General features: G+C 58.9%; 19 protein-coding genes. 1 reads left to right on the top strand and 18 read right to left on the bottom strand.

The annotated features are described in order from the left end of the window. Positions 1-38: 38 nt before the first annotated feature. From murD to KDN35_RS00430, 18 genes are all read right to left on the bottom strand, one after another. Positions 39-1,403, bottom strand: a complete 1,365-nt coding sequence (gene murD / locus KDN35_RS00515; RefSeq protein ID WP_171564380.1) for a UDP-N-acetylmuramoyl-L-alanine--D-glutamate ligase — start codon at positions 1,401-1,403, stop codon at positions 39-41. Next, a complete protein-coding gene (gene mraY / locus KDN35_RS00510) occupies positions 1,400-2,371 on the bottom strand; it encodes a phospho-N-acetylmuramoyl-pentapeptide-transferase (protein ID WP_171564381.1) in 972 nt (323 codons plus the stop codon). The genes murD and mraY overlap by 4 nt, the downstream gene beginning before the upstream one ends. Positions 2,372-2,414: 43 nt before the next feature. Continuing rightward, complete coding sequence (locus KDN35_RS00505; protein ID WP_171564382.1) at positions 2,415-3,893, bottom strand: UDP-N-acetylmuramoyl-L-alanyl-D-glutamate--2,6-diaminopimelate ligase; 1,479 nt, start codon at positions 3,891-3,893, stop codon at positions 2,415-2,417. A 119-nt stretch (positions 3,894-4,012) separates the two neighbouring features. Then, entirely contained in the window at positions 4,013-5,938 is a 1,926-nt protein-coding gene (locus KDN35_RS00500; RefSeq protein WP_212131836.1) for a stage V sporulation protein D, read from the bottom strand. A 68-nt stretch (positions 5,939-6,006) separates the two neighbouring features. Then, entirely contained in the window at positions 6,007-8,373 is a 2,367-nt protein-coding gene (locus tag KDN35_RS00495; protein ID WP_212131835.1) for a penicillin-binding protein, read from the bottom strand. 140 nt (positions 8,374-8,513) lie between these two features. Beyond that, the gene (gene ftsL, locus KDN35_RS00490) at positions 8,514-8,993 is read right to left on the bottom strand and encodes a cell division protein FtsL (RefSeq protein ID WP_171564385.1); all 480 of its coding nucleotides are present in this window, start codon (positions 8,991-8,993) and stop codon (positions 8,514-8,516) included. Positions 8,994-9,030: 37 nt separating this feature from the next. Then, complete coding sequence (gene rsmH / locus KDN35_RS00485; protein ID WP_212131834.1) at positions 9,031-9,966, bottom strand: 16S rRNA (cytosine(1402)-N(4))-methyltransferase RsmH; 936 nt, start codon at positions 9,964-9,966, stop codon at positions 9,031-9,033. A gap of 86 nt (positions 9,967-10,052) precedes the next feature. After that, positions 10,053-10,484, bottom strand: coding sequence for a division/cell wall cluster transcriptional repressor MraZ (gene mraZ / locus KDN35_RS00480; protein WP_171564387.1), 432 nt, complete (start codon positions 10,482-10,484; stop codon positions 10,053-10,055). Positions 10,485-10,634: 150 nt separating this feature from the next. Continuing rightward, positions 10,635-11,894 (bottom strand): adenosylhomocysteinase, encoded by a 1,260-nt coding sequence (locus tag KDN35_RS00475; protein ID WP_212131833.1) that lies wholly within the window; start codon positions 11,892-11,894, stop codon positions 10,635-10,637. Positions 11,895-12,146: 252 nt separating this feature from the next. Beyond that, on the bottom strand, positions 12,147-13,769 hold the full coding sequence (gene bshC / locus KDN35_RS00470) for a bacillithiol biosynthesis cysteine-adding enzyme BshC (RefSeq protein WP_212131832.1): 1,623 nt from the start codon (positions 13,767-13,769) through the stop codon (positions 12,147-12,149). A gap of 113 nt (positions 13,770-13,882) precedes the next feature. Beyond that, positions 13,883-14,440 (bottom strand): helix-turn-helix domain-containing protein, encoded by a 558-nt coding sequence (locus KDN35_RS00465; RefSeq protein WP_171564510.1) that lies wholly within the window; start codon positions 14,438-14,440, stop codon positions 13,883-13,885. Between the two features lie 52 nt (positions 14,441-14,492). Beyond that, positions 14,493-14,912: a DUF3397 domain-containing protein gene (locus tag KDN35_RS00460; RefSeq protein WP_171564390.1), complete on the bottom strand. Its 420-nt coding sequence runs from the start codon at positions 14,910-14,912 to the stop codon at positions 14,493-14,495. Then, positions 14,896-15,870 carry a ketopantoate reductase family protein gene (locus KDN35_RS00455; RefSeq protein ID WP_171564391.1) on the bottom strand — a complete coding sequence of 325 codons (975 nt, stop codon included), beginning with the start codon at positions 15,868-15,870 and terminating at the stop codon, positions 14,896-14,898. Before KDN35_RS00455 ends, KDN35_RS00460 begins: the two co-directional genes overlap by 17 nt. Positions 15,871-16,166: 296 nt before the next feature. Continuing rightward, the gene (locus tag KDN35_RS00450) at positions 16,167-17,705 is read right to left on the bottom strand and encodes an acyl-CoA carboxylase subunit beta (protein ID WP_212131831.1); all 1,539 of its coding nucleotides are present in this window, start codon (positions 17,703-17,705) and stop codon (positions 16,167-16,169) included. A 15-nt stretch (positions 17,706-17,720) separates the two neighbouring features. Further along, complete coding sequence (locus tag KDN35_RS00445; RefSeq protein WP_212131830.1) at positions 17,721-18,494, bottom strand: enoyl-CoA hydratase; 774 nt, start codon at positions 18,492-18,494, stop codon at positions 17,721-17,723. After that, entirely contained in the window at positions 18,491-19,420 is a 930-nt protein-coding gene (locus KDN35_RS00440) for a hydroxymethylglutaryl-CoA lyase (RefSeq protein ID WP_171564394.1), read from the bottom strand. The genes KDN35_RS00445 and KDN35_RS00440 overlap by 4 nt, the downstream gene beginning before the upstream one ends. A 52-nt stretch (positions 19,421-19,472) precedes the next feature. Further along, positions 19,473-19,685 (bottom strand): acetyl-CoA carboxylase biotin carboxyl carrier protein subunit, encoded by a 213-nt coding sequence (locus KDN35_RS00435; RefSeq protein WP_171564395.1) that lies wholly within the window; start codon positions 19,683-19,685, stop codon positions 19,473-19,475. Between the two features lie 13 nt (positions 19,686-19,698). Continuing rightward, positions 19,699-21,042 (bottom strand): acetyl-CoA carboxylase biotin carboxylase subunit, encoded by a 1,344-nt coding sequence (locus KDN35_RS00430; protein WP_171564396.1) that lies wholly within the window; start codon positions 21,040-21,042, stop codon positions 19,699-19,701. A gap of 273 nt (positions 21,043-21,315) precedes the next feature. Between KDN35_RS00430 and KDN35_RS00425 the strand changes: the two genes are divergently transcribed. Further along, positions 21,316-21,783, top strand: a complete 468-nt coding sequence (locus tag KDN35_RS00425) for an N-acetyltransferase (protein WP_171564397.1) — start codon at positions 21,316-21,318, stop codon at positions 21,781-21,783. Positions 21,784-21,808 lie beyond the last annotated feature (25 nt).

Below are 21,808 nucleotides of genomic sequence, written 5' to 3'. Positions count from 1 at the left end.
CTTCGCTGATGCAGCACTCCTGCTGTACGGGACGGACGTTATGCTAGGCTTGTTTTAAGTCTATGCACAGCGTCCTTAAACATGCTCCCCCGCACTTCGAACGACGGGAACATGTCCCAGCTTGCGCACGCCGGACTGAGCAGCACCACGTCGCCCGGCGCAGCCTCGCCGCTGGCGGCAAGGACGGCTTTTTCCACAGTATCGACATGGATGAGCCTGCTAATTCCTGCTTCTTTTGCCCGCTCCAGCAAAATCGGGGCAGTCTGCCCGAGCGCGACCACCGCTTTTACCCGCGGCCCGATGACAGGCACCAGCTCGCGAAAATCCACGCCCCGATCCAGTCCGCCGCAAATCCAGACGATCGGTTCGTCCAGCGCCTGCAGCGCCCGCGAAGCCGCTTCCGGGTTGGTCGCCTTGGAGTCGTTGTAGTATTTGACACCGTCAATCGTCGCCACGTACTCCATGCGGTGCTCCACGCCCGGAAAGGTGGAGAGCACCTTGGCGATGGACTGCTTGTCCGCGCCTGCCAGCCTGGTCACCAGCGCGGCTGCCAGGGCGTTGTCCAGATGGGCGACGGACAGATCGGCCACAGCCATGAGCACATCCCGCTCCCCCTGCGGCCCGACGAAGACGATGTCACCGCCGTCCACATAGACGCCCTGCGGCACCGACTGCCACTTGCTGAAGTAGTAGGTGGCCGCCTTCAGTTCCCCGCATTTGGCCAGCACGTCCGGCTGGTCGTACGGCAGGATGGCGATGTCGTCAGCCGTCTGGTTGGCAAACAGCTTCAGCTTGGCTGCCAAATACTCGTCCATTGTGTGATGGTAGTCGAGATGGGCCGGATACAGGTTGAGCAGCACGCCGATTTGCGGCCTGAACGCCTGCGTCCCCAGCAGTTGAAAGCTGCTCAATTCCGCCACCAGGCGCTGGTCGGGCCGGGCCGTTTCCGCAAGCGAACACAGCACCGTGCCGATATTGCCTCCTACCAGGGCATCCATGCCCGCTTCCTTGAGGATCAGACCGACCAGCGTGGTCGTGGTCGTTTTGCCGTTGGAGCCGGTGATGCCGATGATCGGCGCCTGCGAGATGAGGTAGGCCAGCTCCACCTCCGTCACCACCGGGATGCCGAGCGCCAGCGCTTTGGCCACCGGCGCCGCTTCGTAAGGGATGCCCGGGTTTTTCACCACCAGGGTCACGCCTTCATGGATCAGGTAATCGGGGTGATGCCCGCAGATGACCGGAATGCCGAGCGCTTCCAGTTCGTCGGCGCCAGCCGTTTCCTCGCGCGGCTTCTTGTCGTTGACGACAACATGCGCACCAAAGCGGTGCAGCAGTTTTGCCACTGCCACACCGCTTTTTGCCATGCCCAACACGACTACGTGCTGATTGTGATAACGTTTCATCGCATTGCCACCACCTCTAGGTACACGCCCAATCCGGCAAAGATGATGCCCACCAGCCAGAAGGTGACGACAACGCGCCACTCCGACCATCCGGTCAGTTCAAAGTGATGGTGAAGCGGACTCATCCGGAAAATGCGCTTCCCTCTCGTTTTAAAGGAGACAACCTGCAGAATGACGGAGAGCGTCTCGACGACAAATACGCCGCCGATGACGGCCAACAGCAGCTCTGTCTTGGTCATGATCGCGATTCCCGCCAGGGCACCGCCGAGTGCCAGCGACCCGGTGTCCCCCATAAAGACGCGGGCGGGATGCGCGTTGAAGACGAGAAAGCCGAGCACAGCCCCGACGACGGCTGCGCTGAAGATGGCCGTGTCATAGTCCTGGCTGATCCAGGCGATGATGGCGTACGCCCCGAAGGCGATCGCGCCCGTCCCGGCGAGCAGGCCGTCCAAACCGTCGGTGATGTTGACGGCATTGGTCGTGCCTACCAGGAGAAACAGCAGAAACGGGAAGTACAAGAGGCCGAGCTCCAGCTTCCACGGTGTCCCCGGCAGGTGCAGCGTCGTATCGTGTCCCATTTGCACCAATAGGTAATACGCGCCGACGGCCAGAAGGAGTTGGCCGGTAAATTTCTGCTTGGCCGTCAGGCCGAGATTCCGCTTCCGGATGATTTTGATGTAGTCATCCAAAAATCCGATCAATCCGTAGCCAAGTGTCACCAGCATCAAAAACAGGATTTCTGCATTGATGTTGGCAAACTTCAGCACGGTAAAAATAAGTGCCATCAGGATGATTGTCCCACCCATGGTGGGAGTTCCTGCCTTTTTTTGGTGAGATTGCGGCCCTTCCTCCCGGATCGCCTGCCCGAATTTCAGGCGGCGCAGCACGGGGATGAACAGGGGACCGATTAGTACGGCAATGAGAAACGCGGCGACGATCGTGACGAGTAGTACATTGTCAGCGAACATGCCCGACCCTCCTTTCTCTGATGCTATTCACGGACGCGTGCCTCTATTCGTTCCGCCGTTCGGCGATGGCCTCCCGGGCCACTTCACGGTCGTCAAACGGCAGCACCTGTCCCTTGATGATTTGATAGGTTTCGTGTCCCTTTCCGGCGATCAGGATGACGTCATCCTGCTTGGCCTGCGCCACGGCGTAGCGGATCGCTTCCCTTCTGTCCACGATGGAGACGTATCGCTCCGCAGCCACTTCCGTGAGGCCCGCCAACATGTCGTCAATGATCGCCTGCGGATCCTCGGAGCGAGGGTTATCAGACGTTAAGACGGTCAGGTCAGCGTATTTTGTTGCAATCCGCGCCATAATTGGGCGCTTTGTCCTGTCTCGGTCTCCGCCGCAGCCGACCACACAGAAAATCCGTCCCTTGGCAAACTCCTTGACGGTCGCCAGCGCGTTTTCCAGGCTGTCCGGCGTATGCGAGTAGTCAACCAGCACGGCAAACGGCTGGCCCGCGTCGACCGGTTCAAACCGGCCGTTTACGCCCGGCACGGCTTCCAGGCTCGCCTTGATCTCATCAAGCGGCACACCTTCGGCCAGCGCGACGGCAATGGCGGCCAACGCGTTGTAGACGTTGAATTTGCCCATCAGCTTCAGATTGAGCCGGATGGAACCGGCGAAGGTGTGGGCAGTAAACGACGTGCCGCGGCTGGTGATCTCAATCTCGGCGGCCCGCACGTCGGCCGGATTGTCGATGCCGTACGTGATCACCCGGGCGGGCGTGACTTTGGCGTACAGGTTCGACGCCTCGTCGTCGGCATTGAGCACGGCCGTTTTCAACCTGTCGGGATCGTAGCTGTTTCCCAGTTGGGAGAACAGGAGCGACTTGGCGTCACGGTAATTCTCCATCGTCTCGTGGTAATCCAGATGATCCTGCGTCAGGTTGGTAAAGACTGCGGTATGTACATCGCAGCCGCGTACGCGCCCCTGCTCCAGAGCGTGGGAAGACACCTCGATGATCGCGTATTCCGTGTCGACGTCGCGCATCCGGCGAAACGCGTGCTGCAGTTCCAGCGCGTCCGGCGTGGTGTTTTTCACCTCTTCGGTGACATCGCCGATCCGCATGTGAATGGTGCCAATCAGCCCCGTGCGCTTGTTCTGGTCGCGCAAAATCTTGTCAATCAGATGGGTGGTGGTCGTCTTGCCGTTGGTTCCGGTCACCCCGATCAGCTTCAATTCCCGCGTAGGCGACCCGTAAAAACGGTCAGCCAGCATTGCCATTGCCCGGCGGGTATCCGGCACCCGGACAACGGTCGCTGGCACGTCCACATCCTGCTCCGCAAGCACGGCGACGGCTCCGTTTTCCACCGCCTGTGCCGCGAAGGCATGACCATCCACGGTGAAGCCTGTCAGACAGACAAACAAGCAGCCGGGCTGAACTTTGCGTGAGTCTGCCGTCAATCCTGTAATCTCCAAGCTGTCATCTCCCGTTACCTGCACCGGCAACAGAGGAGCAAGCAGATCTCGTAACAGCATAAAACAGGCACCCCATTCTCTCCCTATTATAGACAAATGCGTTGCGATTTCTACAAAACGCGGCGGGTGAGGCTTTCGATCATGCCTCCCCACCCCGCTTCCGAAATCTCATTGTATAGCTAATCGGCTGATTTGTCACCCAGATGGATACGAATTTTTGATCCTTCCTCGATTTTGACTCCCGGGGCAGGCGACTGGCTGATGACGTGAGTGCCCTTGCCGGAGACGACCAACGGCAGCGTGTCGTACGTAGTGACTATTTCCCGCATCGAAAGCCCCACCATGTTGGGCACTTCCACGTAACGCTTCTGGCCGAGGGCGGGATTGTACTCCCGCGGGATGCCGTCCTTTCGTTTCGGCACGCCCATGTACTGCAGGGACGATTCGATGATGTTTTTGACGCTCGGCGCGGCGATCAGCCCCCCGAAGGCCAGCGCCTTGGGGTTGTCGACGGCGAAGTAGACCAGTATCTGCGGGTCGTCTGCCGGCGCGAAACCGATAAAGGAGACGATGTACTCCCCGTTTACGTACCTGCCGTTTTTTACCTTCTGGGCCGTACCGGTCTTGCCGCCGACGCGGTAGCCCTCGATGTACGCCTTGTTCCCCGTTCCGCGCGCCACGACACTCTCCAGCGCGTAGCGAACCTTGGCGGACGTCTCCGGCGTAATCACCTGACGCACTTCGGTGGGAAGCGCCCTGCCCACCACGTCATGGGTTACGCTGTCACGCCACTCTTTGGCTACATACGGCTTCATCAGCTTTCCGCCGTTGATCGCCGCAGCCACGGCGGCCATCTGCTGGATCGGCGTGACCGACACCCCCTGGCCGAACGACGTGGTGCCCAATTCCACCGGTCCCACCCGGTCCAAGTTGAACAATAGGCCGTTTTCCTCACCAATCAGATCAATGCCTGTCTTTTGTCCAAAGCCAAACTTTTTGATGTAGTCAAACAGCCGCTCCTTTTGCAGCCGCTGCCCCATCGTCACAAACCCCGGGTTGCAGGAGTTTTCCACCACTTCCAGCATCGTTTCCTGGCCGTGTCCCTGCCGTTTCCAGCAGCGCAGCCGCTTGCCGGCGACGAGGATGTAACCCGGATCGTAAAACCCTTCGTCCAGGCTGACCACGCCTTCGTTCAGCGCAGCGGCCAGGGTCACGATCTTAAACGTCGAACCGGGCTCGTACGTCTTCCAGATTGGCAGGTTGCGGTTGTACACCTCTTCGGGGTAGTCCCGGTAGCGGTCAGGCTGAAAGGTGGGGCGACTGCCCATGCCGAGAATCTCGCCCGTCTTCGGGTTCATGGCTATCGCCAGCACGTCGTCAGGCTGATACGCCACCATCGCCTGATCCAGTTCCCGCTCGATAAACGACTGAATCGTGCTGTCGATGGTCAGGTACATGTCCATCCCGTCGATTGGTGCGACATATTGCTCTCCTCCGCCGGGCATCGACTTTCCCCGCGCGTCGGCCAGGTACGAAACGTAACCGGGCTGCCCTTTGAGATAGTCGTCGTACAAGCGTTCCAGACCGGTCAGCCCCTGGTTGTCGATCCCGGTAAAACCGAGCAGATGGGCGGCCATCGTACCATGCGGATAGAATCGCTGGGTGTCTTCCACCACCTCGATGCCGGGCAGGTTCAGCTCCTGAATCTGCTTGGCTTTCTCCGCAGAGATTTTCCGTCCGCCCGGCACGCGGTTAATCATCGCTCGTTTGGTAATGCCCTGGTAGACCGTTTCTTCGTCCTGCTCCAGTATGACCGCCAGCTTCCGCGCCGTCTCACGCGCATCTTCCAGCTGCACCGGAATCGCCATGACCGAGGGAACGCTGATGTTGGTGACCAGTTCGTTGCCGTTGCGGTCGAGAATGCGCCCTCGCTTGGCTTCGAACGGAATGTTGCGGTTCCACAACTTCAACGCCTTGTCCTGCAGCCAGTGCCCCTGCACCAGTTGAACGTATCCGAGACGGGTGATCAGTGCGGTGTACAGGACGATGCCGATCACCAAGGCGACAAAAATGCGGCGCCGCACAGTTACATTGGATACCCGCAAAGCGAGTCCCCCCTCACGGAGTAGGTTGTCTCTTTCCTACCCTATTCGCGGGGGGGACGGGTTAGAACTTACGGTGTTGACGGCGGCTGATTCGCCGATCCTGCTGTGCCCGCTTCCGCGGAACCCTGCGCTGTTGTCTCGGATCCCGATGTAGCGCCGGGAGGGGCGCCTCCTGTCGTCGGATTGGTCTCGTCAGACGCCTGCGGCAGCTTGGACGCAGGCTGAAGCGTTACCTGCAGCTTTTCGCCTCCATTGAGCACGGTGCCCGGCTTGATGCTTTGCTGGGTGACAAAACCGGTCCCGACCTGCGCAACCTGGATGTTCAACAGCGAGGCGAATTCCATTACGTCACGCAGCGACCTGCCGGTAAAGTCCGGCATTTTCGCCCCTTTGACCCGATCCGTCACGAGGATCACGCGGGTGCCGGAGGGCACTGTCTCATTCGCGGCCGGAATCTGGCTGACGATCTTTGTGCCGGTTCCGACCACGTTCACGTTCAACTGCTCCTGCTGGGCCCGAAGTTGCGCGGTCGTCGTGGACATGCCGACCAGCTTGGGCACCGTCACTTCCTTGTCGGTCATAACCGGCTTCTGGGATGTGGCTGTGTTTGCCTTGTACGACGCCTGCTGCACCTGCTGCATGTCGGGTTTTAGCTGCAGGTACTGCAGGCTGCGCCCCATGACGGACGTAAAGATCGGCGCCACTACCTTTCTGCCCCATGTCTGATACGACTCGCCCACCTGCGGGTCATCCACCACCACGTAGACGAGCAGACGCGGATTGTCCTTGGGCGCAAAACCGATGAAAGAGACGATGTAGTGGCCCTTCATGACTTCACCGTTTTCCGGGTTGTACTTCTGCGCCGTCCCGGTCTTGCCGGCAACGTGATAGCCGTCGATCCTGTACGCTTTCCCCGTACCTTCTTCGTCTGTGACCACCGTCTCCAGTATGTCACGCACCTGCTTGGCGGTCGATTCCTTGACCACCCGGCGAACCACTTCCCGCTCGTTGCGCTTGACCACCTCACCGGTATTGGGATCGCGCATTTCCTTGACGATGTGCGGTTTCAAAAGCTCGCCGCCGTTGGCAATCGCTCCTACCGCCATCACCTGCTGGATCGCCGTCACGGTCACCCCTTGGCCAAACGTGGTAACGGCGATATCGCGTGGCGAACGCGGATTATCCAGGTTGTTCAGGTTGCCGGCCTTTTCGTAGGGCAGCTCGATGCCGGTAAGCTGGCCCATCCCGAAGTCCTTGAAGTACTTTTTCAGCCGGTCCTGCTTCAGCCGGTCGTACCCCAGGATGACGAAGGCGACGTTGCTGGAGCGCTGCACGCCTTTGAGAAAGGTGATCCTGCCCCAGCCGACCCCGTTGTTGTGGTCGCGAATCGCCGGACCGGGAATTTTCGTGTATGTACCCGACTGGTAGGTCTCATTCGGGTTGAACAACCCCTCTTCGATGGAGGCTGCCAACGTGATGATCTTGAACGTGGAGCCCGGTTCAAACATGCTCGTGACCGCGTGGTTGGTGTAGTTGGAAATCCCCTTGTAGTACTCGTTGGGGTTGAACTGGGACCGGTTGCCCATGGCCAGGATTTCGCCCGTGTTGGGATCGCTTACGACCACAGTCATGGCCTTGGGCTTGAATTCCTGCTCCGCCTGTTCCAGCGCCTGCTCCACATAGCCCTGGATGGTCCGGTCGATCGTCAGGTAGACGTTGAGACCGTCCTTGGCCGGTTTGTACTTGCGCTCCCCGTCCGGGAGCTGATACCCCAGCCTGTCCGTCAGAATCTGCATCTCACCTTTTTCGCCGCGCAGCTCCTTGTCCAACTGCAGTTCGATCCCCATGCGCGGCGTGCCCTCGTAGTCCACATAGCCGAGGACGTGGGTGGCAAAGCTGCCGTTGGGGTAATAGCGGCGGGTGGTTTCGATCAGCGTGATGCCGGGAAGCTGGTTATCCTCCACCTTCTGCCCGTTTGGCAGCGTCGGATGCTGCAGCTCAAGAATGCGGTTACGCTGTTCTTCCGTAATCTTGTTGCCCCAGCGGCCCAATTCCACCACTTTGGCGGTAGGATTCGTCAGGTATTTATACAGTTTGTCCACCGGCGCGTTCAAAATGGGTGCCAGTTTGGTGGCCGTGTAGTACGGGTCTTTGACGTAATCCTGGTCCTTGTCGTCCATGGGCTTCAGCCTGGCGTTTACCGTGTACGCCTTGGCTTCGAAGGCCAGCTTCTCGCCGTTGCGGTCGAGAATCTCTCCCCGCTTGGGCTGCAGCGTTTTTTCCATGTCGTCCCATTGGATTTTGGCGTAGTCCATGAGCTTTGCCGCTTCTACGGTCTGAAGCCACCAGAGTCGCACCGTCAGGCCGGAAAACAGCACGATGGTGCAAAGCGCCAGAATCAGGATCCGCCAGTTGACGCGTCGTTTCGTGTCCATGCCCTCTTCCCTCCAACTCGACGGATGATGACCGCCCCCTTGCAGGGGACGGCAAAAAAGAAAAGCTTCTCCGATCCCTGTCGGTGAAGCTGATGTCAGCATGTTGAACCTGTGATTACGGCATTATTCGCAAGTTCCCGTCAGGAATTCGTTTTCGACTGAGCGGGCTGTTTCGTCTTGGCATTGTTGTCATTTTGATTTTGCTTGGGAGTTTTCGCCGGATTCGTCTGCGCCGATCCCTGTGACGCGGATTTCCCCTTGGGTTGACCGATGAAGTGTACCGCTTCCGGATTGTAAACCATCCCCATGTTTTGCGCTTCTCTGAGAATCCGGTCGCTGTTGCTCAACTGCTCGACTTGCAGCAGCAGCGAGGCGTTTTGCTCCTTCGTCTCCTTGATCTCTTTTTTCAGGCGCTGGATTTCGTAGTTGTACTGTGAAATTTCCGAGTAACGGACGCCGACCAGACCCACTCCCGTCACGATCAGCGAGATCAACAGCAGGTACAGCAGCTTTTCCTTGGTTGGAATGGACGGTTTGATGCGAATGGTGCGCTTGGTTTTGGTCACGGTGTGCGACTTTTCCAGTTCCACCGCAAGATTTCCCCGGTAGTAGTAGCTCAACTCGGTCTCCCTCCTTTGCGTGCAGGCTCGCGGGGCCTTACAGTTTTTCCGCCACCCGCAGCTTGGCCGAACGGGCGCGCGGGTTGGCCGTCAATTCCGCTTCCGAAGGCAGAATCGGCTTTCTCGTGATGATTTTGACAGACGCCTGGTTCCCGCACGTGCAGACGGGAAACGACGGCGGACAAGTGCAGCCTTTGGCAAAATCCTGAAATACCTGCTTGCAGATCCGGTCCTCCAGCGAATGAAACGTGATGACGCTCACTCTACCCTGTGGACGGAGCAGATCGATCGCGTCCACGACCGCCTCGCGGAATGCATCCAGCTCGTCGTTGACTGCGATCCGAATGGCCTGAAACGTGCGTTTCGCCGGGTGCGGGCCGCTCCGGCGTGCCGCCGCCGGAATCGCTTCCTTGATCAGCTCCACCAGCTCCCCGGTCGTCCGCACAGGTGCATGCCGGCGCCGCTGTACGATTTGACGGGCAATCCGCCGAGAAAACTTTTCCTCACCATACTCCCAGATGATCCGGGCCAACTCTTCCTCATCCCACCCGTTTACGATGTCGTAGGCGGACAACGGTGCATCCTGATCCATCCGCATGTCCAGCGGCGCATCGGCGTTGTAGCTGAAGCCGCGCTCCCCCTCGTCCAACTGGGGGGAGGAGACTCCCAGGTCAAACAGCACGCCGTCCACACCGTCCAGACCGAGATCGCTTGCAATGTCACGGATTCGGCGAAAATTGCTCTTGACCAGCGTCACCTTATTCATGTAGGGAGCCAGCCGTTCGCGGGCGTTGTCCAGCGCCCAGTCGTCCTGGTCAATGGCGATCAGGCGTCCGCCTGCGCCCAACCGGGACGCGATCAAGCTGCTGTGCCCCGCGCCGCCCAGCGTACAGTCCACATAGACGCCATCCGGCCGGATATTCAGCCCGTCTACGGCTTCTTCCCTGAGTACGGTCACATGATGAAACGACAAAGGTTGTCACTCCCGATTCAAACGCGTAAGAAAAGGGTTGTCTGCCTTTTCAAACCGGATATTTTGCGCTGCCTGGACTCATGCAGTTACAAGTTGAAATCCACCAGCTTTTCGGCAATGTCCCCAAACGAACCCTCCGACTGAGCGAAGTACTCTTCCCAGCGCTCTTTGCTCCAGATCTCCACGCGGTTGGAGACGCCGATGCAGACGCACTCCTTTTGGATGTCAGCGTACTGGCGCAAAGTGGGCGGTATGTTTACCCTGCCCTGCTTGTCCCATTCGCATTCGGTCGCGCCGGAAAAGAAGAACCGCGTGAAGGCGCGGGCGTCAGCCTTGGTAAAGGGGAGCGTCTTCAGCCGCTCCTCCAGCACTTTCCACTCTTCCATCGGGTAGACAAACAAACATTGATCGAGGCCGCGGGTTATAACAAAGGACGAGCCGAGCCCTTCGCGGAATTTGGCAGGGATGGTCAGTCGGCCTTTTTCATCGATGCTGTGCTGATATTCACCCATGAACACGGCCGTTTCCCCCACTTTCCTTCCACTAGACTCCACTTTCCCCCACTTTTCCCCACTCGCTGCCTAGTTGTTATTATAAAAAAAAATCCTGCTTTTGTAAGCAGGATTTTTTCGCTGATTTTCTCGCCGGACTTGGACGGGTTTCGCCGCTTATTCGACCCAGCTGTCCAGATACGCTTTTTGTTCGTCGGTCAATTTGTCGATGCCGATGCCCAGCGCCTCCAGCTTGTAGCGCGCCACCATTTCGTCCAGCTCGTACGGCACGTTCAGCACGCGCTTGCCGATCGACTGGTAGTGTTTGTTGACGTATTCCAGAGAGACTGCCTGGAGGGCAAACGTCATGTCCATGATTTCCGCCGGGTGGCCGTCGCCCGCCGCCAGGTTGACGAGGCGGCCTTCCGCCAGAAGGTACAGTTTTCGACCGTCCGCCATGACAAATTCCTCGATGTCCTTGCGAACCGTGCGCTTCGATTTCGACAGTGCTTCCAGCTCCACCTTGTTCACTTCGACATCAAAGTGGCCGGCATTGGAGAGGATCGCTCCGTCTTTCATCACTTCAAAGTGCTCTTTGCGGATCACGTCGCGGTTGCCGGTAACGGTGACGAAGTAGTCGCCGTGTTTGGCCGCTTCGCTCATCGCCATCACTTCAAAGCCGTCCATGTACGCTTCGACCGCCTTGATCGCGTCCACTTCGGTCACGATCACTTTCGCCCCGAGGCCTTTGGCGCGCATCGCCACGCCTTTGCCGCACCAGCCGTAGCCGACCACGACCACGGTTTTTCCGGCGACGACCAGGTTCGTCGTGCGGTTGATGCCGTCCCAGACGGACTGCCCGGTGCCGTAGCGGTTGTCAAACAGGTATTTGCAGAACGCGTCGTTGACCGCCACCATCGGGAACTCCAGCTTGCCCTCTTTTTCCAGCGCTTTCAGGCGCAGAATCCCGGTGGTCGTCTCTTCCGCGCCGCCGCGAATCTGGCCGAGCAGATCGCGACGTTCGCTGTGCAGGATGGACACCAGGTCGCCGCCATCGTCAATGATCAGGTCCGGACGGGTCTCCAGCGTTTTGATCAGGTGCTCCTTGTACTCCGCCGGATCCGGATTGTACTTGGCAAATACGCGGATGCCGTCTTCCACCAGGGCCGCGCAGACGTCGTCCTGCGTGGAGAGCGGGTTGGAACCGGTAATCGTCACTTCGGCGCCGCCTGCTTGAATCACTTTTGCCAGGTATGCCGTTTTTGCTTCCAGGTGCAGGGAAATCGCCACTTTCAGGCCGGCAAACGGTTTTTCCCGTTCAAAGCGCTCCCGGATCCGGTTCAACACGGGCATATGTTCTTTCACCCAGTCGATCTTCAAGTGACCGTTGGGTGCCAATGACATGTCTTTTACAATGCTTTCCGAAACCATGTTCATGGGTTTGACGAACCTCCTTCTTCTCTGCAACACCATCATTATCTTATCATACGCATTCGCAGGCTTCATCCTTTTTTCCTGTTCAAACCAAAAATGGTCTTGCGCGGACAGGAGCGGACGCTCGTGGTTCAGCGTGGCTCAGTCAACACTGACAAAGAAGCCTGGAAACATGTGTCTCGTTCGCTGCAATCGATTGGCCATCAGTCAGAAGCACTGCTGCGGGTGCTTGTATCTTAGAGGAAATTGTATGATTTACAGATAGATGACGTGATGCCTGCCGTCGTGGGCAAGCGGCGCTTCGATCAGACGGTCGACCAGATCGAGTCCGTGCTTGTTGGCAAAGGAAACATACGACAGCTTCCGCTCCTGCCATGCTCCCTCGGGAGCAAGCGCAGCCTCCAGCCGCTGCACCCGCACCCGGCCCACATCTTCCCGCTGGTCCAGCAAGCGGAGCAGCCGCTTCTCCAAAAAGTCCACCTGGGCCATCAGCATGCCCACATTTTTTTCGGCCAATTTACGCATGCCCGGTTCCAGGCGGATGACCTCGTCCACGAGCGGACGGTAGATGTCGAGCAAACCTTCCCGCACCTCCGTGAAGCGCCCGGCCAGGGGGTGCGGTGCCCGCCGCGCCTCCCATTCGGCTTTCCACCCGGCAAAATCCCTTAACATCTGCTCAATGGTAATGCCGCACTCGCGCATCAGCCGCTCCATCGCCCCTTCGACCAGGGTGACCGACAGGCGGGGCAGCACGATCGGCAGGCGAAGCCCAAAGAGTTCAAACACTTCTTTTAAATACGCCCAGTACGCCACTTCACCCGGTCCGGCCACAAAGGCCAGCGTGGGGAACAGATACTCCTGCATCAGCGGGCGAGTCACTACATTGGCGCTGAAGCGCTCCGGTTCCATCTCCGCCAGCCGCAGCAACTCCTCACGAGTGTAGCTGCGACGCCGCGTCACGAACCGTTCGCCGTGGCGTTCCAGTAGCAAACGGTCTTGGTCCTCGTAGAGAAACAGGTTGGCTTGATGCGCCTTCACCTGAAGCTGCTGCGGGTATCCGGCGGCTTCGATCCGTTCGGCGGCATCCATCAGCAGGCCGGCCAGCTGTTCGTTTTGTTCGAGGATCGCGCGGAACATCGGCTGTTCCAGTTTGCGCACAAACGGCAGGCTGGACTCCACCAGCACCAGACCGTGCTTGCCGAACAGGCGGGCCATCAGGCGGGCAAACCAGTCCGCCAACGTCTTGGAGGAAGCCTGCGTTTCTTCCAACAGATCCCGAATCACGGCCGTATACTCCGTTTCCGTCTGGTCGGCAAAAAAATCGGCCAGAAAGCGGCGGCACTCATCCGGGTCGAAGGGCAGCATGCTGGCCGACGGGCGCCCTTTGCGCGGCAGCGCCAGCCGTCCTTTGCGCAGAGCCGTTCCCCCTTCCGCCAGCCAGTAGAGGTGGTCGATTTCGTCAATATCGTGATCTTCACCGGCAATCCAAAACACCGGGACGACTTCCGTCTGGAGTTCCTTTGACAGCCGTTTTGCTGCCTGTACCAGGTGGACAGCCTTGTAGATCGTATACAGCGGTCCTGTCAGCACTCCGGCCTGCTGGCCGCCAACGACGACCAGCGTCTGCGTACATCGCAGCCGTTCAATCTGCGCCAGCGCCTCCGGATGATTGCCGATCTGACTGTTGTAGGCATACAATCCGTCCGCCAGTTCATTCCGGTGCGGGATTGGCCGTTCTGTGAGCCACGCGATCCGCTCCCGGTACGAATCGGAACGGTAGGGATGGTACGCAAAGAATTGCAGCGCATCGGCTTTTCCCTGCTGGTACGCATTGGACAGCGGGTTCGCCAAAGGAAGCGCAACGCATTCAATTTTCATTAATGCTCACCTTTCTTACGCCATGTCACTGCAAATTATACCATGCCCCCTTTCCGTAAAAAAACAAGACAACCCGCTGAATGGGTTGTCTAAGTGCAGTCAAATGTGCTGTCTTAAAATTGCGACGGTGTCATCGACCAAATCAGCACGGCCTCGCCGTCGCCAGTATTTTCGATGGTGTGGGGTTTGGAACAGTCAAACGAAATGCTGTCACCCGCTTCCAGTTCATGCTCCTCGTCATGAAAACGCGCCGTCACGCGTCCCTGGATGACGACAAAACACTCTTCGCCCTCTGCCTGCACAAACCGGTCTGCCGCCATCTGTCCCGGCTGCAGCCTGACTTCCAGCATGCCCAATTTGCCGCTGCCGCCGGTGGAAAGCAGACTGTACGTGCCGGTCGATTCAGGGAAGATCATCTGTCTGCGCTTCTCTTTGCGGGTGACGTGTACCTGCTTCTGGTCGATGTCCTCGAAAAAGTGAATGATCGACGATTCAAGCGCTTTCGTAATTTTCCACAGCGAATCCAGCGAGGGCTGGGAAATGCCGCGCTCCACCTGGCTGAGCAAGCCCTTGCTCAGTCCTGTCTTGTTGGCCATGACTTCGAGCGTGAAGCCGCGTTCTTTCCGAATCGTTCGAATCTTGTGTCCGATCGACTCGATGGGAAGCCGCATCATTGTCCTACCTTCTTTCTTTTCAGGATATGTATTGATACCGCCGGTGGATTCAGACGACGCTCATCGTCTTGACGATCCCCATCGCAAAGAGCACCACGTAAACCAGTCCAAACAGGGGAAACGACAACCGCCACGCGGAAAAACCGGCCTTCCGCAGGGAGAGTTTTCTCTTCCACTTCACCTGCAGCCAACTCAGCAAGCCTACAGTCACGAGGAAAAACACGATCACCCACCACCAAGCGGAAAGCGCATCCGGCCAGATCACGCCATAGGCGGCCACGACAGCGCGAATGAACAAAAAATTCGTGATATTAACCGCCCAGCGGCCGGCCAGCCGCCGGTCCCGTTTCCACGCGTGCACGATCAGATACGCCAGCGGAAACCCGAGAAATGGAAAAACGGTCAACAGAGCCCACACATGGGTCAGCACTGCCCAAACAAACGACCAGAGATTACCCAAAACGGTCATGTGCCGCCTCTCCTTTCGCGGTTTCCATGCCTGATTTGAGATGTACGGCGCGCAACAGCGTTTCGTGCAGCGGAACGGGCGTGCCGGTCCGTTTTCCCTTGTCCACGAGGTACCCGTTGATCGCGTCCACTTCCGTCCGGTGGTGCCGTCTGATATCCTGCAGCATGGAGGAAAGATTCCGGGAAGTATTTCGGCAAATGGATACAATTTCCTGCCAATCTGCTTCATCAATTTTTTGACCGCAGCGTTTGGCCACGGCGGCCGCTTCGTCAAACAATTCCCGCATCAGCCTGAGCGTGTGCGGTGAATCGAGCAGCATGCCGTTGGGAATCTCGAACAACGCGGTCAAGGGATTAATCAGCGCGTTGGCCAGCAGTTTGCGCCAGGCGTAAGGCTCGACGGCGTCCACGTATTCGGCGCGGATGCCGCAGCGGTTGGCCCAGGCGACAAACGCGGCAATCAGCGGATCGCGCACAGGCTCAGCCGTCCAGGGTCCGACGCGCAGCAGGCCGGTGCCGGTGTGTTCCACCTCGAACGGCGACAGGCGGCGCGCCCCCTCTGTATTGATCGCGTAAAAATGCTGCCCAGGCTCCAGCCCTTCCGCCAATTGTTCGTGATGACCCATGCCGTTTTGCAGGGCCAGCACCCGCGCCGAGCGGGGGAGTTGGCGCAGCAGCGGCAGCAGCTCGGCGATGGCAGTCTGCTTCACGGCCAACAGGTAGAGATCGCCCTCCGGCAATCCGTCGTCTATCGGAGAAGCGTTGACCGCGACTGTTTCCCGTCGGCCGTCCAGCGTGAACAGGGACAGCCCCCGGTCGCCGATCAGCGCGGCCTGCTCACGGGTGCGGGTAACCAACTCGACCGACTGGCCGTTCAGCAAAAAACGGGCCGCGTACAGCAATCCTACGGAACCGCCGCCGATTACCACCGGGTGGAACGTTATCGCTTCCGACTGCATTTGTTCACCTACATTAATCAATACTTATTTCAAGAATAGCAGGTTTGCGATCAATGTTCAATGAAATGTGCGCAAAAGGTCGAAATTATCGAAACATTTTCCGCCCGAGCGGTCCGTCAGCACACGTGCCGGCAGCAGCGGTCAATCTGAATGAACAAAACGCAACGCCATCGCTTCAGGTTAAACCTTCTTATTTGTAAAGGCATACCTCCCGTTGGCTGCCAAGCAGCGCCACAGCCTGTTTTTCACAAAAAAAACAGACTGCCTCCTCGCCGAAGACAGTCTGTCTGGCACATCTACACCGGGTATACCGGGTGCTTGCGCTCCGAGAAGATTTGCTGCTTGCTCTTGTAAATCTCGAAACGGCGGATCAGCTCGCCGCGCAGTTCGCTCGGCGGCACGATCGCATCCACGATCAGGTTGGAGGCGAGCAGGTAGATGTCGATATCCTGCTGGTACTCACGTCGTTTTTCCATAATAAACGCTTGCCGCTCCTGCGGGTCTTCAATCGCCTGAATCTTGTTGCTGTAGACGGCGTTAACCGCCGCTTCCGGCCCCATCACGGCGATCTGCGCGCCGGGCAGTGCCAGGCAGGCGTCGGGTTCAAACGCCGAGCTGGCCATCGCGTACAGGCCGGCGCCGTACGCCTTGCGCACGATCACGGAGATTTTCGGCACAGTCGCCTCCGCCATGGCCGCGATCATTTTCGCGCCGTGCCGGATGATGCCGGCCCGCTCTACGGCGGTGCCAATCATGAAGCCCGGGACATCAGCGAGAAACAGCAGCGGGATGCGAAACGCGTCGCACAAGGTAATGAAGCGGGCCGCCTTGTCGGCCGAATCGACGAACAGCACGCCCCCTTTCACCCGAGGCTGGTTGGCAACAATGCCGACCGGTTTTCCTTCCAGCCGGGCAAAACCGGTGATCAGTTCCTGGGCGAACAGCTTCTTGATCTCAAAGAACGAACCCTCGTCCACCAGTGCATCAATCAAGTCGTACATGTTAAAGGGCGTGTTCTGGTTTTCCGGCACGATCTCGTTGATGTCCCGCGCATCCGGTTTGGGTGGCCGGGCCGCTTCCACAGGGAGCTCTTTCGTGTAGTCGTCCGGCAAATAGCTGAGGTAGCGACGGGCTGCCTGAATCGCTTCCTCTTCATTGGCCGCCAGAATGTCGCCGCAGCCGCTCACCGAGCAGTGCATGCGCGCGCCGCCCAGTTCCTCCAGCGTCACCTTTTCGCCGATTACCATTTCCGCCATGCGGGGAGACCCGAGGTACATGCTGGCGTTTTTGTCCACCATGATGACCACGTCGCAAAACGCCGGAATGTACGCTCCTCCAGCGGCGGAAGGGCCAAACAGGACGCACACCTGCGGAATTTTGCCGGAGAGCTTCACCTGGTTGTAAAAGATCCGGCCCGCTCCCCGCCTGCCGGGGAACATCTCCAGTTGATCGGTGATGCGTGCGCCGGCGGAATCAACCAGGTAGATCAGCGGCACGCGCATTTTCTCCGCCGTCTCCTGGATGCGGATGATCTTTTCCACCGTCCGCGCTCCCCACGAACCGGCCTTGACCGTCGCGTCGTTGGCCATCACGCAGACGGTCCGCCCATTCACTTTGCCGATGGCGGTCACGACCCCGTCTGCCGGCAGGTCACCCGCGGTGAAATTGGCAAACAAGCCGTCTTCCACCATGAACTCATCGTCAAACAACAGCTTCAATCTGTCGCGGACGAACAGCTTGTTCTGCTCCTTCAGCTTGGCGTGGTACTTTTCCTCTCCTCCCTGCTTCACCTTGACAATCCGTTCTTTCAGCGTCTGTTCCAACTGCTTGCTCATCTGCCGTTCCTCCCGTCATTCTCCGCGATATACCGGTTTTCGCTTTTCCCTGAACGCTTCCAGCCCTTCCAGCCGGTCGCGGGTGGGGATTAGCACCTGGTAGGCGCTGCTCTCGATCGCCAACCCCGTCGCCAGATCGGCCTCCATCCCGTAATCAATGGCGAACTTCGCCTGGGCCAGCGCAAGCGGCGCGTTGGCGGCAATCTCCTCAGCCAGCTGAAGCGCGGACGTCATCACCTGATCGCGCGGAACCGTGCGGTTGACCAGCCCGATCGCCAGCGCCTCCTCGGCGTTGACGCGGCGGGCGGTAAAAATCAGCTCCTTGGCCTTCCCCTTGCCGATCAAGCGCGGCAGCCGCTGCGTCCCGCCCGCTCCGGGAATGATGCCAAGCGACGTCTCCGTCAGCCCCATCTGGGCCGTCTCGCTCATCACCCTGAGATCGCAGGCCAGGGCCAGCTCCGTTCCGCCGCCCAGCGCAACGCCGTTGATCGCGGCGATGACCGGCTTGGGCAGACGCTCCAGCTCACTGAACGTATCCCGGATGGTGCGGATGTAGAGCTGCACTTGAAGCTCCGTCATCGTCCGCCGCTCCTTTAAGTCGGCGCCGGAGCAGAACGCCTTCTCCCCCACACCGGTCACTACGACGGCGCGAATTTCCCTGTCCGCGTCGATCTCGGCAATCAGCCGACGCAGCGTGAACAGCGTCTCCAGGTTCAGACAGTTGTACACCTCGGGCCGATTCAGCGTCAGCACGCCGACGGCCCCCTCTTTTCGCAGCAGTACGCTCATGCCGTATCCCCTTCCGCCTCATTCTTTGCGCAGGTTTCCGCCTGCGCCAGACTGGCCGCAAGCACCTTGGACGGCAGAGGGCGCCCCAACTGCCGCTGAATGTAACTGCCCGCCTCGATCAGCTTCTGCAGATCCACGCCAGTCTCATAGCCCATGCCGTGCAGCATGTAAACCAAATCTTCGCTGGAAATGTTACCGCTCGCCCCCGGCGCGTACGGGCATCCCCCCAAACCGCCGATCGAGCTGTCAAATGTGCGGATTCCTTCGGCCAGGGCAGCCGCCACGTTGGCCAGGCCCGTTCCACGGGTATCGTGAAAATGACCGGCCAAGCGCTCGCTCGTAACATCGTTCACAAGCACTGAAAACGTCTCCTGCACCTGACGGGGCGTGGCCACCCCGATGGTGTCGCCGATGGAGACTTCGTAGACGCCCATTTTGAGCAGTTCGTCCGTCACCCGCCGGCTGTTATCCAGCGGGACGGCCCCTTCATACGGGCAGCCGAACACGGTGGAGACGTATCCCCGCACGCGCATGCCCAGCGTCAGCGCCTCTTGGACTACTTCCCTGAGGACGGGGAAGGTTTCGCTGATGCTTTTGTTGATGTTTTTGCGGTTGTGCGTCTCCGAGGCGGACATGAATACCGCCACCTCCGTCACCCCGCACTCCCTGGCTCGCTCCAGCCCGCGCAGATTGGGCACGAGCGCGCTGTACGTCACGTCCGGGTTGCGCGGCAGTTGGCGAAAGACGTCCGCCGTGTCGGCCAATTGGGGAATCCAGCGCGGATGGACGAATGAGCCGGCTTCGATCCGGCGCAGTCCCGCCTCGGCCAGCAGGCCGATCAGCCGGATTTTCGCCTCGGTCGGCACCATTTGAGATTCGTTTTGCAGGCCGTCACGCGGCCCTACTTCTACAATCTGCACCTGCATGCAGGCCACCTGCCTTTCCTAGCGGGCGCTCAGTTTGGAATCATTCTAAAAACTACTCCAGTACGAGGATGACATCTCCGTCATTGACGAAGTCCCCGACATTTACTTTTACTTCAACCACTTTGCCGTCCGCTTCCGCCTGGATCGGCACTTCCATCTTCATCGACTCCAGCACGACCACGTCCTGACCTTGGTTCACCTGGTCGCCTGCCTGCACCAGCACGTTGATAACGGTTCCTGCCATGGATGCTGTCACGTTTTTCATCATCATGCTCTCCTTACGTTGTTTTTTCTTTTCGCTCTTCTACAAAGCGCGTGGTGTACACGCCTCGCCGGAATGCCTCGTCGCCCAAGACCTCCAGCAAAAACGGAATGTTGGTCTTGATCCCGGTAACCTCAAACTGCCGCATCGCTTCCCGTGCCCGCTGTATCGCTTCTTCGCGGGTTGTGCCGGAGGCGATCACCTTGGCAATCATCGGGTCGTAGAACGGCGTTACCTGCGTGCCGGTCTCCACGCCGTCGTCCACCCGTACCCCGTCCATTTGCGGCGGCCGGTAGTACGTAATCGTTCCGGGAGACGGCAAAAAGGTGACGGGATCCTCGGCGTACACCCGCAGCTCGATCGCATGGCGCAGCGCCTTGACATCCCCCTGCGCGACGGGCAGAGCGTTGCCGCGGGCGATCTCCAACTGCAGCGCGACCAGGTCGAGACCGGTCATCTCTTCAGTGACAGGATGCTCTACCTGCAGCCGGGTATTCATTTCCAGGAAATAGAAATTCTTGTTCCCGTCCATGATAAACTCCACCGTGCCGACGCCGGTATACCCGACCGCCCTGGCAGCCGTCACCGCAGCTTCGCAAAGCCGCTGTCTCGCAAGCTCGTCGAGGAACGGGGACGGGCTTTCTTCCAGCACCTTCTGGTGGCGGCGCTGGATGGAGCACTCCCGCTCCAGCAGGTGAATGACGGTGCCATGCGCGTCTCCCGCGATCTGCACCTCGATGTGGCGAGGGCTGTCCACATACGCTTCCACGTACATGGCGTCGCTACCAAAATACGCCTTGGCCCTGCCCCTGGCCGACTGGAACGCCTGGCGCAGCTCCGCTTCGTCGCGGCATATCTGCATGCCGATGCCGCCGCCGCCCGCGCTGGCCTTGAGCATGACTGGATAGCCAATCTCGGCCGCCACCCTGGCCGCTTCATCCGGCGTGTTCACTGGTTCCTCGCAGCCGGGCACCACGGGTACACCTGCTTCCCGCATCACGCGGCGGGCCGTCAATTTATCCCCCATCTGCGCAATCACCTCCGGCGACGGCCCGATGAAGACCAGTCCTTCGTCGCGGCAGCGCCGTGCAAACGCGGCGTTTTCCGACAACAGGCCGTAGCCCGGATGGACGGCATCCGCTCCGGTCTCTTTGGCGGCCGCGATGATCGCCTCCACGTTGAGATAGCTGTGCGGCACAGGGGGAGGTCCGATGTGGACGGCCTCGTCCGCTTCCCTGACAAACGGCAGGTTGCGATCCGCCTCCGAATATACGGCCACTGTCGCCACTCCCTGGGCTTTGCAGGTGCGGATGATCCGCCGCGCGATTTCCCCGCGATTGGCAATCAGTACTTTGCGCATGGCAACGCTCCTTTCGGCGATCAATCGTCCGCTGCTCGAAAACGCTTTCATTGCATGCGGTGCGATTGTTCGAAATTGTTTTGCTACTCTCTATTTTGCCATGAGACCGTCCATAGTTCTAGTTGAAATTTAAATTTCTTCCATGATAGCCTATCCAATTTCTGGGATACCCAAGAAATCAACACGAGAAAATCGCTCGGGAAGGAGGTTTTTGGTGTATAATGTAGGTAGCCCATGAAGGTTAGGCAATGCGCGTGAGAGGAGTGGCAAGCGATGTATGAAGTAAAACGTTTACGGATCAATTACAAGACTCTGGAGGAGTTTCAAAAATTCCGCGAATTTGGCCTGGAGGAGCTTTCCATGAAGGAAGACCTGGAGGCGAACATCGTGGAAAACGATTCGGAATCTCCTTTTTACGGAATCTACGACAACGGCCTGCTGGTGGCACGGATGAGCCTGTACAAAATCGACGGCAAGTACGACCGCTACTTCAAACCGGCTCAAGATTATTACGAATTGTGGAAACTGGAAGTGCTGCCCGATTACCGCGGCAAGGATTACGGCACGGCTCTGGTCAACCACGCCAAGAGCTTTGGTGCCCCCATCAAGACCAACTCCCGCTGTCGCGCTGACCAATTCTGGCTGAAGATGGGCTTCACTCCGGTCAAGTACAACCCGATTCGCGACCGCGGCGAGAACCCGTACGTCTGGCTGCCCGAAGGTGTCGGCCTGCAGGACTGAGGGCTTTTGCACCGTCCACGCGTCA

Origin of the sequence: Brevibacillus sp. NL20B1, from assembly GCF_018195675.1 — a bacterium.
In the GTDB taxonomy this organism is placed as follows: Bacteria; Bacillota; Bacilli; order Brevibacillales; family Brevibacillaceae; genus Brevibacillus; species Brevibacillus aydinogluensis.
This window is presented reverse-complemented; position numbering and strand designations above follow the sequence as displayed.